Raw genomic sequence first — 15,126 nt, 5'->3', positions numbered from 1 at the left:
CTGTATGCTCTTTTTATTTGTGAAGAAATCTGTTATACTAAATAAAGTTAGATAGAACTAACTAAATCTTTTCATAAATATGAGTCTATGGCATAAGCTGAAATAATTGGAAATGAAAAGATTCTCAACCAATATATTATTTTACGGGAGTGCTATAAACCATTCATATTTTGCATGTATTATTTAAGGAGGTAGATGAATATAAATGTATTTTATGGAATATTAATTCCATTTATCGGTACATCTGCCGGCGCAGCCTGCGTATTTTTCATGAAAAAAGACCTGAATGAACAGATCCAGCGCTCTTTGACCGGATTTGCTGCTGGAGTCATGGTAGCTGCATCCATATGGAGTCTGCTGATCCCTGCGATCGAACAGTCATCTGCAATGGGAAAACTTTCATTTATTCCCGCAGCAGTCGGCTTCTGGATCGGCGTATTTTTCCTGCTTTTACTGGATCACATTATTCCACATCTTCATCAACACAGTGACAAAGCCGAGGGCCCAAAAAGCAAATTCCAGCGAACTACCATGCTGGTTCTTGCAGTAACTTTGCATAATATTCCAGAGGGAATGGCAGTAGGTGTTGTATATGCCGGCTACTTAACCGGACATACTCAGATCACCATGATGGGAGCCATGGCTCTATCCATTGGAATCGCCATCCAGAACTTCCCGGAGGGAGCCATTATTTCCATGCCCCTGCGTTCCGAAGGAATGGGAAAAACCAAAGCCTTTGTCGGCGGAGTCCTGTCCGGGATCGTAGAACCCATCGGTGCAGTCCTGACAATCCTTGCCGCCGGACTCATCGTCCCGGCACTTCCCTATCTTCTAAGCTTCGCCGCCGGAGCCATGCTCCACGTAGTAGTAGAAGAACTCATCCCCGAAATGTCTGCCGGAGAATACTCCAATATCGGAACTGTTTTCTTCGCAGTAGGATTCTCACTGATGATGATCCTGGATGTAGCACTGGGATAAAAAACAGGTGGAGACACCAGCTCAATATATGACTGATGTATCCACCTGAAAATTTGACCGAATCTCCGATTAACTAATTCTTCTTTCTCTTCAATACAATCCCTACAATAAATATAATAACACCACTTTACAACTTTTTCATAAAAAAATATCGTACAGGACTTTCTGATGTATTAGGGAAGTCCTTGCCTATGTCACTGTCACAGAAAAGAACATGGTACAAAACGACTGTTTTTCAGTACCATGTTCCCGGAAGATCTGCAGATTTTCTGTGCATGGCAGGAAAAAGCACCATTGAACCAGACCGGAAGTGACTGTATGAAATACATTCCACTGTTGCTATATTCGTTACGCTGGAATATTGAAACAAGCTACTATGAACAGAAAACGTTCTGGTCTTTTTGTAACTATATGGTGCGAAGCTGCAAAGGGATTGAAATGCTGGTCAATCTGATTAACATCAGTTACTGTGCCATGAAGATTCTGCCCTATCAGAACGAACATTTTTCTGAGTACCGTACAAAAAGCGTACAGGAGTTTCGTTTTGAATTAAGTCAGGGCATTCGCAGTCAGATATTTTTTGCCACTTTCGTGAAAAATATCGAAACACATATAAAATCAAATGCCATGACAAAGGCCTTAAAACAGCTGATTCATCAACAAATCTATCATTTATAAAGTTGTAAACTGGTGTTATCATAATAACACAAAGCTTATTTACTGTATATTAAAAATACCCATCGCAATTCAGAACAAAATGTAGTTCTTTTGATATATTTTTGGGCCTTGAAAATCACAATAAAATCTCCCGAATTGAAATCATCTTCATTATTGATAATAACACACTATGGACAGAATCTATACAGTGTAATATAGTAGGCATTGTACTTAATAAGATTGTAGCAATCTTCAGAAATAATACATTTTAACTAAATCAAGCAAGTAATGAAAGGTATGATTTTATCCGATTTCCAGTCTATCAGAAAGTGAAATCCAGCCGAATTGTTTCAAATGTATTATTTCCGAAGCTCGCTGTAAATAAAAAATAAGGTGGCAGACAAATGAAAACAGCAGAAACTCCCGCAGGGACATTTACGATCAACAAATCAGAAATCCCTGCAAACTACACATGTGTAGCAGAACAGAAAATAGAACATATAAGCGAAAACCATATACGGATCGTCACTATGGATCAGGAAGTATCATTCGAAAATCAGATACTTTCTCCAAGAATCCATCAAAGCTGTATGAATCCTGAAAAAATCACAATCCATCCACTGGAAATAGAATGTATTGGGGAAAAAGTGCTTTTTAAAGACCATTATGGTGTAAAAGAATGGAAAAAAGGCGAACCACTGCCAGAGATTCATGAGTGGTATCCACATATAAAAAAAGCAGGATGCTTTCCTTGCAGAAATTGTGGAAGATGTTAAAATTGCACATATGTGCATTAACTGAAAATACGTTGAAAACCAAAATCTGAAATGCTATCATGCAATCGAAATCAAAAGTAAACAAGTATTGGGGTAACAAAAGGGAGATTGCATGATGAAAAAGTATGAGATTGGATTATATGAGAAAGCCATGAGAAATACATTATCATGGAGCGAGAAATTAGGATGCGCGAAAGAATGCGGCTATGATTATATGGAAATGTGCATAAATGCCACAGATGAGAAAATCAACCGCATCTTCATGAATACAGCAGAAAAAAAGAAATCATGGAAGCCGTATTTCAGGCAGGACTTCCAATTGGTTCCATGAGCGTAAGTGCTTTAACCAAATATGCACTGGGTGATCCGAACGAAGATCCCGGAATGGGGTACATGGTTAGTAGAAGACATTGAGAACGAAGTAGTAGCACCGGGAAATGTAGCAATGTGGTAGTTAGGATGTACAGGCGTATGGTTCAAGACAACGGCAGACACAAACAGCACCATCGATCTCTGGTGTGGAAACGGAAAGCGTACACACGGTGATGGAAAGATGAAAGTAGGACATCAGATGGCAAATATGTGTGGCGCAAGAGCCATGCAGCCAAACCTGAGAAATGTTCCGTTTGTAATTGATCCATTTGCATGGAGAAGCAAAAGCAGCTGCTGTTGCTGGCGCTTTGCGAGGCGGTTTTATTAATACGCTGCTTATTGATTCTGCCTGTGGAGAGAAATTGCTGTAACAGAATGGAGGTAAAAAATGGACTACAGAAAATTCGGCGAATGCTATTACATAAGAATGGATCGTGATGACGAGATTATCAGTACAATCCTCGAAATATGTAAAAAAGAAAATATCAGATCAGCCACTTTTTCCGGAATCGGAGGATGCAAGGATGCAGAAATCCAGACCTTTATCCCGGAGACAGGCAGCTTCGAAGAACAGCGCATTTCCGGAATGCTTGAGTTGGTATCTTTAAACGGAAACGTGGTCACAGGTGAAAATAATACCTGTTACCATCATACCCATGCAGTATTTTCTTATAAAGATGGTGAACGACATTGCATGGCAGCAGGTCATATGAAATCAATTACTGTACTGTATACTGCAGAAATCGAACTTCGCCCGGTAACAGGTGGAACTATCCGCCGCAAATATGATCCTGAAACAGGGACTGGATTCTGGGATTTTAACTAGACTTTAGAAAACGATTTGTTTTGATTGAGCAAGGAATTCTTGTGCAAACCTTCAAACTGATGTAAGATAAGATTACTCAGTTTGGAGGTTTTATTTTTATCAGGTATCACAGGTAAATGGATGGGTAGAAGATAAAATGCAAAAGGAACAGTTCATTGAGAGTGTACAGAATTCAACACAAGTTCTGTATACTTTTTTTTGCTAAAAATGAAACTTTTTGCTCTTTAACAGGATATATAAGAATGTAAAGGTTAAAAGCTTTTAATTTTTGAAAGTATTAAAAAGAAAGTAGGGTTGATATGACAGATGAAGCAGAGCTTTTGCAACGTCTCAGGAACAGAGAAAAAAATTCAATAGATGAAGCAATCCGAATTTATACGCCGTATTTGAGTACTGTTTTGTATCATATGGCCGGCAATTCACTGCCGAAAGAGGATATTGAAGAAATTGTGGCAGACGTGTTTGTTGTACTCTGGAAGAATGCCGAAAGGATAGATTTGCAGAAAGGTACATTACGGTCATATCTTGCTACTGTTGCCCGGAATTTTGTTCTGAAACGGATAAACAGAAAAACGGATCATACATTTCTTGAAGATATTGAACTGTCAGATGGCAAAGATTTCATTGAAGAGAATTTTCACAATAATTATGTATGGGAAACAGTTATGAGTCTTGGCGAACCTGACAGCGAGATTTTTGTAAGGCGGTATAAATTTGATGAAAAAATCAAGGACATTTCAAAAGCAATGGGACTTAATATTTCTACAGTTAAGACCAGACTTTCAAGAGGAAAAAGAAAACTCAGAAAAATGTTATCGAATGCGGAGGAAAGATTATGAGAAGAAAAAATTTGCTTAAAGAATTGGGAATACAAAAACAGGCAGATACTTCCTGCAATGCTCTTGATATTGACACAAAGAATGTCAGACAGAGAGTTTATGCAAAACTTGACTTCGCAGATACAGAAAGGAAGCAAACGACTATGAGATCAAAAAAGAAAATATTACCTTTGTTGATAGCTGCAACACTTACAATTGGAGCTACTGCTGTGGCGGCAACAGGAAAGATTTCAATGTGGACAGGTTCATCTGCATCACGTGCTGATTATACATCTCTTCCAACGGCAGAACAGGTTACAAAGGATATTGGGTATAGACCGGTATTGATTGATACCTTTGAGAACGGGTACTGCTTCAAGGATGGCAATATTGTAAAAAACAGTTTTAAGGACGACAATGCAAATGTAATTGAGAAGTTTAAATCTGTGTCCTTTGATTATCAGAAGAATGGAGATGTTGTATCGTTTGAACAGCAGAAGTTCAATTCAAAGCTTACACCGGCAGGTGATATTATTGCCACTATAAATGGAACAAATCTGTATTATGTACATTATATAAATAAAGTAGTATCGGATGATTACGAATTGACAGAACAGGATAAAAAAGACCAGGCCAGTGGAAAAGTTGTATTCAGTTACGATGACAGCGCTTCTCAGATTGAAGTCAGTCAGGTTCAAAGCGTTAACTGGAATAAAGATGGCATCCAGTATGATTTGCTGCAAATAGATGGAAAATTATCTGCCGGTGAACTTGCAGATATGGCGAGAGAGGTTATTAATAACAGAAGATAAAGAAAAAAGATGGTGAATTCAGTCCGGTTCACCATCTTTTTGTAACTGTTGTGGAAATACCTGTGAAGGGGTGGCGTCAGCCAAATGACGGGGTTCTGAGCTGTACAGATATAAAATACCGCCAAAGAAACCAAGAATCAGTCCTGTATATCCGCCACTGCAAAGGACAACGGTTATCTTTGTAACGAAGGACATACCGCCGATCATGCAGATCAAAAATCCTGCCAGAAGACCGATCGTTGTCCAGCCCATAAGTGAAACAGCCAGAAAAGCTGCGGAAGCATGTGAGTCTTTTACCTGTTTATTAATAGAATTCCATAATGTCTGATACATAATGATTCCTCTTTTCTCTTTCAATTCTTTGATTACTATTATAGAAACAGTTTGTAAAATACACATGCTCGCTAATGAAAAATCTCTGTAAAATTTTCTTTCTCTGTTATATGCAGAGGACGGAGAAAGTACAAGACAGAAAAACAATTACGTATATTATACAAATGAATGCATTTGAAAATGGTTTTATAGCAATCCTCTAAAATAATGCATCTTAATCCAGCCCATCAGAGTGTGAAATCCTGCGTCAGATATCTTTCGCACTCTGCTGAACTGTCTTAAATGCATTATTTACGAGGATTGCTATAGTTCGGGAAAGGTTAGGTGAGACTGTGCGTGCAAAGCACTGTCTGCTTTTACAGTTATATATATTGTATAAAAATATATATCTATAATTGTAAAATATATATAAATTATCTCTTGATATTTTATAAAAAAAAGAGTAAAACTTTAGATAAATAAAAAAGAGAAATGCATAGAACAGGACAGGTCACAGAAGAAACCGGATTACAGAGAGTCGCAAGCAGGTGAGATGCGGCAGATGGTATTTTGTGATATCACCCGGGAGCATCCCGCTGAAATCTATAGTAAGCCGGGACGTGGTCTTCACGTTACAGGAGAAGCTGTTTGGCTTAGACAGTGTTAAGAGATTGTATCTGGTGACAGGTATAATAATACAAAGTGGTACCACGGAATATTCCGCCTTTGTTATCCAATCGGAAATTGGATAGCAGGGGCGTTTTTTTATATATAAATATAAAAGAAAGAAGAGGGAAGACATTATGAGTGGAATAGTAATGATGATAATAGCTATCGTAGTGCTTGGTGGAGCATATCTTCTGTATGGCCGTTATCTTCAGAACAAATGGGGCATTGACCCAAAAGCAAAAACACCGGCATATGAGATGGAGGATGGAGTGGATTATGTACCGGCTGATACCAATGTGGTATTTGGTCATCAGTTTGCATCCATAGCAGGTGCAGGTCCTATCAACGGACCGATCCAGGCAGCAATTTTCGGCTGGCTTCCGGTTATGCTCTGGATCCTGATCGGCGGTGTATTTTTCGGAGCAGTTCAGGATTTTGCATCCATGTATGCCTCTGTAAAGAACAAAGGCCGTACAATCGGATATATCATTGAAGCTTATATCGGAAAACTGGGAAAGAAATTATTCCTTTTATTCTGCTGGCTGTTCTGTATTCTGGTTGTTGCAGCATTTGCAGATGTTGTGGCAGGAACCTTTAACGGATTTGTGACAGATAATGCAGGAACAGTTACCAAGGTAGCAGCAAACGGAGCAGTTGCAACAACTTCTATGTTATTTATTATTGAGGCAGTGGGACTGGGATTTTTCCTTAAATATTCCAAGTTTAATAAATGGATCAATACTGCAGTGGCTATTTTATTATTAGTGCTCGCAATTGCGCTGGGACTTAAATTCCCGGTATATGTAAGTCTTGGAACCTGGCATATTATTATCTTTGCATATATTCTGGTAGCCAGTGTTGCCCCTGTATGGGCATTGCTCCAGCCCCGTGATTATCTGAACAGTTATCTGCTGATCTTTATGATCGTTGGTGCGGTTATCGGTGTATTTGCAGCCAACCCATCCTGTAATCTTAAGGCATTTACAAGCTTTAATGTGGACGGACAGTATATGTTCCCTATTCTTTTCGTGACAATTGCCTGCGGTGCAGTTTCAGGCTTCCATTCACTGGTATCCTCCGGTACTGCATCAAAACAGATCAAAAATGAAAAGAACATGCTTCCGGTTTCCTTTGGTGCAATGCTTATGGAAAGTATGCTGGCAATTATTGCACTGATCGCTGTTGCATCCTTTGCAGATGGTGAGGCAGCAGCACAGGGGCTTACCACTCAGCCACAGATATTTGCAGGTGCTATTGCAAACTTCCTTTCTGTAATTGGTTTACCACATTCCCTGGTATTTACACTGATCAATCTGGCTGTATCAGCTTTTGCGCTGACATCTCTTGACTCAGTAGCCAGAGTAGGACGTCTGTCATTCCAGGAATTTTTCCTTGATTCTGATACAGACGAGGAAAATATGAGCCCGTTCTTAAAAGTAGTAACCAATAAATATTTTGCGACGATCATTACACTGGTACTTGCCTATCTGCTTACAAAGGTAGGATATGCAGAAATCTGGCCACTGTTTGGTTCTGCCAATCAGCTGTTATCTGTACTTGCCCTTGTAGCCTGCGCAGTATTTCTTAAGAAAACAAAACGCCAGGGCTGCATGCTCTGGATTCCTATGGTATTTATGATGGCAGTTACCTTTACTGCACTGGGTATGACCATCAGCAAGCTTACAAAAGCATTATTTACCACAGGCCTGGACCTTGGAAATACCTTACAGCTTATCTTCGCAGTGTTACTGCTGATCCTTGGTGTGCTGGTAGCAATCCAGGGAGTGAAGAAGCTTTTTGAAAAAAATGATGAAAAACAGACTGCATAATTTATGAAATAAAGCGGTTCATATTTTTACATAAAAATAAAAACCTGAAAAAAGACACTTTGGGAAAGTTTTCCGAAGTGTCTTTTTTAATAGGGGGATTATTCAATCGAATCAAGCAAGTAGCGGAGAGGATGATTTTATCCGTTTGACTTTGCGGTATATTTTGTTCAAATTAAGTTACCGTAGTTAGTAGGATTTTCAATCACCTGTCGATAGTCAGCCAATCAATTTCTCATCCTGGAGCGTTTTCACCGACATATATGTATTTCCAGCTTTAAGATGATCATCGACCTGATCAAGTCCGGGTATGGAATTTCATTTGTATATGAAGTACTTGCCAAAAGCGACCCGGAGCTTGGGATTTTTACATTGAAGGGTGAGCCCATAGTCAGAGAATTTAATGTTATTTATTTGAAGCATGCGGATGTGAGGGAGAAGATGGAATGGTTTTTATGACCGCTTGCGTCTGTACTCGTTGGGAGTCATTCAAAATTGTTTCTTAAAAGCAGTTTGAAAGTGGCTTTGGCTTGAAAAGCATGAAATGAATTATCAGTTCCTAAAATTGTTATAATAAGAGTCCGTATGCAGAACTTTTGTATATAATAGACTAAGTGAATATCTGGAAATGAGATTAAAATGCCAGATCAGAAAATAGATAACCTTTTAAATCTTGCAATGGATGCAACCCCACAGGAGCGTAGAAAGTCAGGAAATCTTAGTGTAGGATATGATCCTGCAACCAGGCTATGGGATGTGATCATAAAGTACAGCGGACCGGAAAGTGGTCTGGCTGGAAATGGAATTCAGGTAGTGCCATTGTTAGGCGGCTATGCAGTGGTAACTTTGCCGGAAAGTGAGATTGATGAGTATTCCCACAGAGTGCAGGTGGAATTTATGGAGAAACCCAAACGCTTGTATTTTGAATTGTTTCAGGCGAAGGGGGCGAGCTGCATCCGCACAGTGCAGACCGGCAGGAATGGACTGACGGGAAAAGGAATCCTGACAGGAGTTGTGGATTCAGGAGTGGATTATTTTCACCCTGATTTCCGAAATGCAGATGGGAGCAGCAGAATTTTACGTTTATGGGATCAGAGCATACAGGGAAATCCACCTCAGGGATATGTGACAGGAACTGAATATACGAAAGAGCAGATCGATGAAGCGCTTGCACTTGGAGAAAACCAGGGCAGGCGTCTTGTTCCATCTTCAGATTACAGTGGACATGGAACTTCCGTGCTGGGGATTGCAGCAGGAAATGGGAGGGCATCAGATGGGGTGAATCAGGGAGTGGCTTATGAAAGCGACCTGCTGGTTGTGAAAATGGGAATCCCCAGAGAAAACTCCTTTCCCAGAACTACGGAACTGATACAGGGGATTGATTATCTGGTGAGGCAGGCATTGGCTATGGGAAGGCCAATGGCAATTAATCTCAGTTTTGGAAATAATTATGGATCCCACAAAGGAGATTCCCTTCTTGAAACATATATAGATATGGTTTCTTCTACGGGACGTCTGGTCATCTGTACAGGTACAGGAAACAATGGCAATCAGCCTCTGCATGAGGGAGGGACCCTGAAACAGGGACAGACCAGACAAATAGAATTGTCTGTGAGCAGCAGGGAACCAACATTAAATGTGCAGCTCTGGAAATCCTATGAGGATGAGATGAGTATTTATATTGAAAATCCATCCGGAAACCGGATCGGTCCCTTAGATGAAAAGCTTGGTCCTCAGAGGTACAGACTGGGAAATACAGATCTTTTAATCTATTATGGCAAACCTGGACCCTATCATCTGACACAGGAAATCTACATAGATTTCCTTCCTGGGGAAACTTATGTGGACAGTGGAGACTGGAAAATCATCTTAAGTGGAAAAAAGGTCAAAGGAGGGGAATATTACCTGTGGCTGCCAGGTGGAAATACCCTGAACAGAGGAACTGGGTTTTATGAACCAAGGGCATATGGGACATTGACCATACCTGCTACCGCCCGGCGGATTATTGCAGTTGGAGCATATGATTCGCTGGTTGACGCCTATGCGGACTTTTCCGGAAGGGGCAGCAGGAGACTGCCTTACCGGAAACCGGATCTGGTGGCACCGGGAGTAAACATAGTTGCTCCCGTACCCGGCGGCGGTTACAGAACAGTAACAGGGACTTCTTTTGCAGCACCCTTTGTCAGCGGATCTGCAGCATTGTTAATGCAATGGGGGATTGTAAATGGAAACGATCCCTATCTCTATGGGGAAAAAGTAAAAGCATATCTCAGAAGAGGGGCGCAGCCACTGCAGGGGTACGAGGTGTATCCAAATGAGGAAGTGGGGTGGGGCGCTTTATGTACAGCCCAAAGTCTCCCTCATATGTGAAAGCTAAATGTATTCATTCCGGAATCAATATACATGCACAATACCCCGGATGTGGCTGAAAGCAATAAATAGTCAGATCTTTCCCGATTTCCGGACTGTAATCATGTAAAATGACCTTTGTACCGTTTAAAGCTACGTCGGCATAAGTAACCAGCCATTTTTTATCTCCATTTTCAAACACCTTATAAAACGAATTATTCAGCATTTCTGAAACCGGAATTCCCTCTACAACAGCCATTTCTTCATTACAATAACGAAATACAAAATCTACTCCGCTGCCGTTCACATCAAATACAAGTTCAATAACACAAAAAGCAAGCGGCATGTCATTGAGAATACTACATTTTTCCAACAATTCAAGGGGTATCATCTTCTCTGCTTTTTCATCCTGTTCTTTGGACAATCCTAACGCCTGTCTAAGCTGTTTATGTTGACTGATATTCCTTTTTCGTCCCTGAAATACACTTCCATCTGTCATGGTATATAATCCGTCATCTGAAATATTTACAATCTGTGATTTTCGAAGAAGAACACCTTTTGTAATATTCACAAATTCTTCATCCGGAAGATAAATTGCAATCTCTTTCACCGGAATTGCAGTTAGGATCTCTTTACCATCAAAAAATGTAATTTTTGTAAGTGGATTTTGACGTGTAAGATAAAGAATATTAGATATATCAATATTTTTACGTTCAAAAAAATGAAGTACATTATATCTCATGTAAAAATACCTGCTTTCTGTTCGTTAATAATTTTCTGATTTTAATGTTACTATAAATTTCGTCAAAATACAATAGAACTTTTTATAATTTCATTTTAAGTTCATTGATAATGAATGATTCTTTTGGACTTAAATTGATATATTGAAAAATATCTAAAATTTTCATGTATTTATTCATTTTAAATTCATAGAGATATTGTTGTTTAAGTGTATTTATGTTAAAATAAAAACAGCGAGGATGAGGATATAAAATAAGGAAGGAGGAAAAGAAAAACGAAAGCTAATTCAGGTTTGAAAAAGAACAGAACAAAGATCCAGATGGTGCTTACCGCCCTGGTAATCTTATCCGTTGTACGTCAGTTTTTTCTGGGAAATTACCACAATATGTTTCTGGGAATCTTAACATTGATCCTTTTTATGGTTCCACAGTTTCTGGACAGGAAACTGAGCGTCACAATACCACCGGGACTGGAGACAGTCATTCTGATCTTTATCTTTTCCGCAGAAATTCTTGGCGAGATCAATGCCTTTTATGTAAAAATCCCTATCTGGGATACCATTTTACATACTACTAACGGTTTTCTGATGGCTGCCATCGGATTTGCACTGATCGATCTTTTTAACCGCAGTGACAGGTTTTCCATTAAAATGTCACCATATTTTGTAGCTTTTTCTTGCCATCGGATGGATCCTGGGAATCCTTCTGTTTGTAAATGGTATTGAGCTTGTAATCCTTTCTTTATCCAAAGAAAAGAAAGAAATCGGAGCATGTATTCTCGGTGTTCTGGAAGGACTTGCAGGTATTATCTTATTATTCAGCGGCATTCGGCGGTTCATCACAGACGTAATGGCTGCTTATCTGGTTGGTGCAATCATTCTGATTTATGGTATTTTCCAGATTGCCGGCGGCGCAAAGGTATATAAAACATCTAAAGGAAAAGGTATCCTGAGCATTGTGTGCGGTGTTTTATCCGTAATTGTCAGCATCATTTCATTTACTCATCCTGTACTTACCATGATCTCTGCAGGATATATGATCGCTTTTTCTGTTTTGATGCAGGGGATCAATATGATCGTACTTGGAATCAATTTCGGAAAGACCGAAAACTAACTCACCACACTAAAACCAGAGCAGTTAAGCTCTGCTGTTTAACAGGCTCAGAAAGCAGTATTATGAAAATGGAACAAAGGGGGAAAATATCATGAAAAGAAAAAAAGTAATTACTATGATTGCCACTGCATTGGCATTTACCATGACTGTCTGTGGCAGTTCAACCGCAATTGCAGCATCAGAATTAACAGCGGAAAGCAAACCGGCTACCCAGTATACGATTGATGCAAATCAGGAAGTTTATGCATTGCTGGATTTTGAAGATACTACGGAGTTTGAGAATGCGACCAAAGGTCTGCTTGCTTCTCCGGATACTCTGGATATTTGTGATGAAAACGGGAAGGTTGTATGGAGTCAGACGGCATATGCTTTTCTGGATCAGGATGCTCCGGATACAGCGAATCCCAGTCTTTGGAGAGATACACAGCTGAATCATATTTATGGTCTTTTTGAAGTAACGGATGGAATTTATCAGGTGCGTGGCTATGATATGTCAAATGTCACATTCATAAAAGGCGATACAGGATGGATTGTAGTAGATCCATTGATGAGTGTAGAGTGTGCACAAGCGGCTCTTGCCCTGGTGGAAGAGAATCTGGGCGCTTTTCCTGTAAAGGCAGTGATCTACAGCCATTCTCATGTTGATCATTTCGGTGGAGTCAAGGGAATTGTTTCGGAAGAAGAGGTACAAGCCGGCAATGTGCAGGTAATTGCACCGGAAGGCTTTGAGAAGCATGCTGTCAGCGAGAATATTTATGCAGGTACTGCTATGGGACGAAGAGCAAGTTATCAGTATGGAACAATGCTTGATGGTGGTGAAACAGGATCCCTTGCCATTGGTATTGGTATGGGACAGTCCAAGGGTAGAACAAGTTATATTTCTCCTACACTTAGACGTGGATGGCACCGACCATTACAGAGATTTATCCATCAAATGTGAACTAAATATTTTCACATTTATACAGAAAGGAAAAATAATATATGAAAAATAAATTATGGAAAATCATGATCGTGAACAGTATCCTGATTTCTGCAATTACATTGTCAGGCAAAACAACGGTAAGCGTTCAGGCAGAAGAAACAGAGCTTTCAGCAGAAAGTGAAACGGATCAGCAGATCCTCTGCGATGATGCGGTTGAAGATGCACTGATCATTGACAAGGATGAAATCCTTCCCGTAGTAAGTCTGGAGGAGGGACAGCCATATGCCGTTTACGATCAGGATGGCAGAATCCTTCTTTATACATTCCATAAATATCCGGACAGTTATCCGGATGGCGCAGATGTAAAACTGGAATGGGGAAATGTGTGGACGTTTACAGGCGGCGAACTGGAAGAATGGTATCAGAAAAATAAAGAGAATGTGACAGACTGGCAGACAAGAATAAAAGAACTCCTTGGTCTGCGCCCGGATAATGAATCTGATTATTTTACGGCTATGTGGGCAAAACCGGAAGACGTTTTCCGTCCGGCATATGTCTCAGATATCGGAACAATAGAAATGACAGATGCATTTTCAGATGAAGTTGATGAGGACTATAAAGAATGGTTTGATTCAAATATTATCTCCAGTTATTTTGACGGGAAATATCCATGGACGAGACTGGGATATACATATGACTGGGCAGACAACGGTTCAGAATATGGGCTCTCTGAATTTATCATCAAAAAAGACAGTGATGTAAAGGTTGCATATACTGTTGATCTGAAGGAGATGCTGAATAAACTGGATAATGATTCCTGGAATCCTGCCGGACTGTAAATAAAATAAATGCTGAGGAAAAAGTACGAAAGCAGTGCGAGATAGACAAAGGGGGGCTGTCTATTTCACTAATCCAAAAACCACCCAATCTTCTCTCCAACCTCCGCATACTTCAGATAAATAATATTAAACTCCCTGATCAGTGGTTCCCCCTTAAGGGTGAAAATCCCAAGTTCTGGGTCGCTTTTGGCGAGGACTTCGTAGACGAAAGAGATCCCATACCCGGATTTGATCAGATCGATGATCATTTTGAAGCTGGAGATGCAGATGTGGCGGTGGAAGCGTTCCAGGGATTCGTTGTGTTCCAGGAGTTTGTCTTCCAGGATCGCCAGAGTTCCGGAGCCTTTTTCGCGGTGGATGAGGGTTTCGGACAGAAGGTCTTCTACGGAGACTTCTTTTCCGGCAAAGGGGTGGTCTTTCGGGCAGATTCCTACGAATGACTCTCTGCGGTACAGTTGGCTTCCGAATCTGTTTTTGTCAAAATATCCCTCGATAATGGCATAGTCCAGTGCATTCTGCTCAAGCAGTTGAAGAAGATGCTTCGTATTATCGACGATCAATGTCAGGGACGTATCAGATTGGTCCAGGAATTTATGAATCTGGTCAGTAATTACATAATCTCCAATGGTCTTCGTGGCGCCGATGCGCAGTTCACGAAGGCCATTATTTTTGAGCTTTTCCCGGAGAAAATCCTCACGTTGTTTTGCAGAACATAAATAATCCTCCAGCATCCGGGCAGCAGGTGTTTTGATAAGTTTGCGATTTTCGTAGAGAAAAAGACGGCAGCCGTATTCCTTTTCCAGAAACTGTATGTGCTGCGTAACTGCCGGCTGTGTAATGTGCAGCAGTTCAGCAGCCTCGCGATAGTTCATAACATTGCACACGGTCATAAAAGTTTCAGTTCTGTGATCCAGCATAAGAATTTCCTCCCGGAGTATGAGTGATCTTTAATGTTTAGTTATTAATATACGATAAATGTTACCATTGGCCTGTGAACAGTAACTGATAAATTTAACTTATTATTTCATAAAATCTAATAAATTGATTTTATCATTTATAGGTTCTATAATCAATAAGAAACGAGATTCCAGTTTAATCAAATCAAGTAAGTCCTCTG

17 protein-coding genes, 2 pseudogenes and 1 other annotated feature are annotated in these 15,126 nt (G+C 40.1%); of the genes and pseudogenes, 16 read left to right on the top strand and 3 right to left on the bottom strand.

Annotated elements, in window-relative coordinates:
- Positions 1 to 195 precede the first annotated feature (195 nt).
- The 8 genes and pseudogenes from R8695_RS14505 to R8695_RS14470 all read left to right on the top strand — a co-directional run bounded on the left by R8695_RS14505 (position 196) and on the right by R8695_RS14470 (position 5,239).
- Positions 196 to 978: a ZIP family metal transporter gene (locus R8695_RS14505; RefSeq protein ID WP_154779581.1), complete on the top strand. Its 783-nt coding sequence runs from the start codon at positions 196 to 198 to the stop codon at positions 976 to 978.
- 318 nt (positions 979 to 1,296) lie between these two features.
- Positions 1,297 to 1,656 carry a hypothetical protein gene (locus tag R8695_RS14500; protein WP_330584955.1) on the top strand — a complete coding sequence of 120 codons (360 nt, stop codon included), beginning with the start codon at positions 1,297 to 1,299 and terminating at the stop codon, positions 1,654 to 1,656.
- A gap of 383 nt (positions 1,657 to 2,039) precedes the next feature.
- Positions 2,040 to 2,411, top strand: a complete 372-nt coding sequence (locus R8695_RS14495) for a hypothetical protein (protein WP_118509395.1) — start codon at positions 2,040 to 2,042, stop codon at positions 2,409 to 2,411.
- Between the two features lie 112 nt (positions 2,412 to 2,523).
- On the top strand, positions 2,524 to 2,742 hold the full coding sequence (locus R8695_RS14490) for a hypothetical protein (protein ID WP_154779582.1): 219 nt from the start codon (positions 2,524 to 2,526) through the stop codon (positions 2,740 to 2,742).
- Between the two features lie 21 nt (positions 2,743 to 2,763).
- Positions 2,764 to 3,063: pseudogene (locus R8695_RS17760) on the top strand (L-ascorbate 6-phosphate lactonase); the annotation flags it as partial.
- Positions 3,064 to 3,171: 108 nt separating this feature from the next.
- Positions 3,172 to 3,609 (top strand): PPC domain-containing DNA-binding protein, encoded by a 438-nt coding sequence (locus R8695_RS14480; RefSeq protein ID WP_118509398.1) that lies wholly within the window; start codon positions 3,172 to 3,174, stop codon positions 3,607 to 3,609.
- A gap of 299 nt (positions 3,610 to 3,908) precedes the next feature.
- Complete coding sequence (locus R8695_RS14475; RefSeq protein ID WP_154779584.1) at positions 3,909 to 4,448, top strand: RNA polymerase sigma factor; 540 nt, start codon at positions 3,909 to 3,911, stop codon at positions 4,446 to 4,448.
- On the top strand, positions 4,445 to 5,239 hold the full coding sequence (locus tag R8695_RS14470) for a hypothetical protein (RefSeq protein WP_154779585.1): 795 nt from the start codon (positions 4,445 to 4,447) through the stop codon (positions 5,237 to 5,239). The genes R8695_RS14475 and R8695_RS14470 overlap by 4 nt, the downstream gene beginning before the upstream one ends.
- An 18-nt stretch (positions 5,240 to 5,257) precedes the next feature.
- Here the strand turns inward: R8695_RS14470 and R8695_RS14465 are convergent, their stop codons facing one another.
- Entirely contained in the window at positions 5,258 to 5,572 is a 315-nt protein-coding gene (locus R8695_RS14465; protein WP_243139435.1) for a hypothetical protein, read from the bottom strand.
- Positions 5,573 to 6,039: 467 nt separating this feature from the next.
- Positions 6,040 to 6,282 (top strand) — a binding site (T-box leader).
- 72 nt (positions 6,283 to 6,354) lie between these two features.
- On the opposite strand from R8695_RS14465, the gene R8695_RS14460 reads away from it, so the two are divergent.
- The 3 genes from R8695_RS14460 to R8695_RS14450 all read left to right on the top strand — a co-directional run bounded on the left by R8695_RS14460 (position 6,355) and on the right by R8695_RS14450 (position 10,416).
- On the top strand, positions 6,355 to 8,049 hold the full coding sequence (locus R8695_RS14460; protein WP_055052711.1) for a carbon starvation CstA family protein: 1,695 nt from the start codon (positions 6,355 to 6,357) through the stop codon (positions 8,047 to 8,049).
- A 234-nt stretch (positions 8,050 to 8,283) separates the two neighbouring features.
- Positions 8,284 to 8,505: a LysR substrate-binding domain-containing protein gene (locus tag R8695_RS17900; protein ID WP_317676279.1), complete on the top strand. Its 222-nt coding sequence runs from the start codon at positions 8,284 to 8,286 to the stop codon at positions 8,503 to 8,505.
- Between the two features lie 180 nt (positions 8,506 to 8,685).
- Positions 8,686 to 10,416 (top strand): S8 family peptidase, encoded by a 1,731-nt coding sequence (locus R8695_RS14450; protein WP_154779587.1) that lies wholly within the window; start codon positions 8,686 to 8,688, stop codon positions 10,414 to 10,416.
- A 13-nt stretch (positions 10,417 to 10,429) separates the two neighbouring features.
- Here the strand turns inward: R8695_RS14450 and R8695_RS14445 are convergent, their stop codons facing one another.
- Positions 10,430 to 11,137 (bottom strand): hypothetical protein, encoded by a 708-nt coding sequence (locus tag R8695_RS14445; protein ID WP_154779588.1) that lies wholly within the window; start codon positions 11,135 to 11,137, stop codon positions 10,430 to 10,432.
- A 291-nt stretch (positions 11,138 to 11,428) separates the two neighbouring features.
- On the opposite strand from R8695_RS14445, the gene R8695_RS14440 reads away from it, so the two are divergent.
- The 5 genes and pseudogenes from R8695_RS14440 (at position 11,429) to R8695_RS14420 (ending at position 14,009) form a co-directional block, all read left to right on the top strand.
- Entirely contained in the window at positions 11,429 to 11,860 is a 432-nt protein-coding gene (locus tag R8695_RS14440; protein WP_243139437.1) for a DUF2238 domain-containing protein, read from the top strand.
- A pseudogene (locus tag R8695_RS17755) lies at positions 11,829 to 11,894 on the top strand (hypothetical protein); the annotation flags it as partial. The gene R8695_RS14440 and the pseudogene R8695_RS17755, both read left to right, overlap by 32 nt.
- Before the next feature lie 90 nt (positions 11,895 to 11,984).
- Positions 11,985 to 12,248 carry a DUF308 domain-containing protein gene (locus tag R8695_RS14430; protein ID WP_243139438.1) on the top strand — a complete coding sequence of 88 codons (264 nt, stop codon included), beginning with the start codon at positions 11,985 to 11,987 and terminating at the stop codon, positions 12,246 to 12,248.
- Between the two features lie 91 nt (positions 12,249 to 12,339).
- Positions 12,340 to 13,188 carry an MBL fold metallo-hydrolase gene (locus tag R8695_RS14425; protein ID WP_154779590.1) on the top strand — a complete coding sequence of 283 codons (849 nt, stop codon included), beginning with the start codon at positions 12,340 to 12,342 and terminating at the stop codon, positions 13,186 to 13,188.
- Positions 13,189 to 13,229: 41 nt separating this feature from the next.
- Complete coding sequence (locus tag R8695_RS14420) at positions 13,230 to 14,009, top strand: hypothetical protein (protein ID WP_154779591.1); 780 nt, start codon at positions 13,230 to 13,232, stop codon at positions 14,007 to 14,009.
- Positions 14,010 to 14,077: 68 nt separating this feature from the next.
- Here R8695_RS14420 and R8695_RS14415 read toward each other — a convergent pair whose 3' ends face one another.
- Positions 14,078 to 14,926, bottom strand: coding sequence for a LysR family transcriptional regulator (locus R8695_RS14415; RefSeq protein WP_118509409.1), 849 nt, complete (start codon positions 14,924 to 14,926; stop codon positions 14,078 to 14,080).
- Between the last annotated feature and the right edge of the window lie 200 nt (positions 14,927 to 15,126).

Origin of the sequence: Blautia luti (assembly GCF_033096465.1) — a bacterium.
Lineage (GTDB): Bacteria > Bacillota > Clostridia > Lachnospirales > Lachnospiraceae > Blautia_A > Blautia_A luti.
This window is presented reverse-complemented; position numbering and strand designations above follow the sequence as displayed.

Bases quoted from the DNA above. Each gene is read 5' to 3' on its own strand.
- R8695_RS14505 (WP_154779581.1), top strand. From the start codon at position 196: ATGAATATAAATGTATTTTATGGAATATTAATTCCATTTATCGGTACA.
- R8695_RS14500 (WP_330584955.1), top strand. From the start codon at position 1,297: ATGAAATACATTCCACTGTTGCTATATTCGTTACGCTGGAATATTGAA.
- R8695_RS14495 (WP_118509395.1), top strand. From the start codon at position 2,040: ATGAAAACAGCAGAAACTCCCGCAGGGACATTTACGATCAACAAATCA.
- R8695_RS14490 (WP_154779582.1), top strand. From the start codon at position 2,524: ATGATGAAAAAGTATGAGATTGGATTATATGAGAAAGCCATGAGAAAT.
- R8695_RS14480 (WP_118509398.1), top strand. From the start codon at position 3,172: ATGGACTACAGAAAATTCGGCGAATGCTATTACATAAGAATGGATCGT.
- R8695_RS14475 (WP_154779584.1), top strand. From the start codon at position 3,909: ATGACAGATGAAGCAGAGCTTTTGCAACGTCTCAGGAACAGAGAAAAA.
- R8695_RS14470 (WP_154779585.1), top strand. From the start codon at position 4,445: ATGAGAAGAAAAAATTTGCTTAAAGAATTGGGAATACAAAAACAGGCA.
- R8695_RS14465 (WP_243139435.1), bottom strand. From the start codon at position 5,572: ATGTATCAGACATTATGGAATTCTATTAATAAACAGGTAAAAGACTCA.
- R8695_RS14460 (WP_055052711.1), top strand. From the start codon at position 6,355: ATGAGTGGAATAGTAATGATGATAATAGCTATCGTAGTGCTTGGTGGA.
- R8695_RS14450 (WP_154779587.1), top strand. From the start codon at position 8,686: ATGCCAGATCAGAAAATAGATAACCTTTTAAATCTTGCAATGGATGCA.
- R8695_RS14445 (WP_154779588.1), bottom strand. From the start codon at position 11,137: ATGAGATATAATGTACTTCATTTTTTTGAACGTAAAAATATTGATATA.
- R8695_RS14430 (WP_243139438.1), top strand. From the start codon at position 11,985: ATGGCTGCTTATCTGGTTGGTGCAATCATTCTGATTTATGGTATTTTC.
- R8695_RS14425 (WP_154779590.1), top strand. From the start codon at position 12,340: ATGAAAAGAAAAAAAGTAATTACTATGATTGCCACTGCATTGGCATTT.
- R8695_RS14420 (WP_154779591.1), top strand. From the start codon at position 13,230: ATGAAAAATAAATTATGGAAAATCATGATCGTGAACAGTATCCTGATT.
- R8695_RS14415 (WP_118509409.1), bottom strand. From the start codon at position 14,926: ATGCTGGATCACAGAACTGAAACTTTTATGACCGTGTGCAATGTTATG.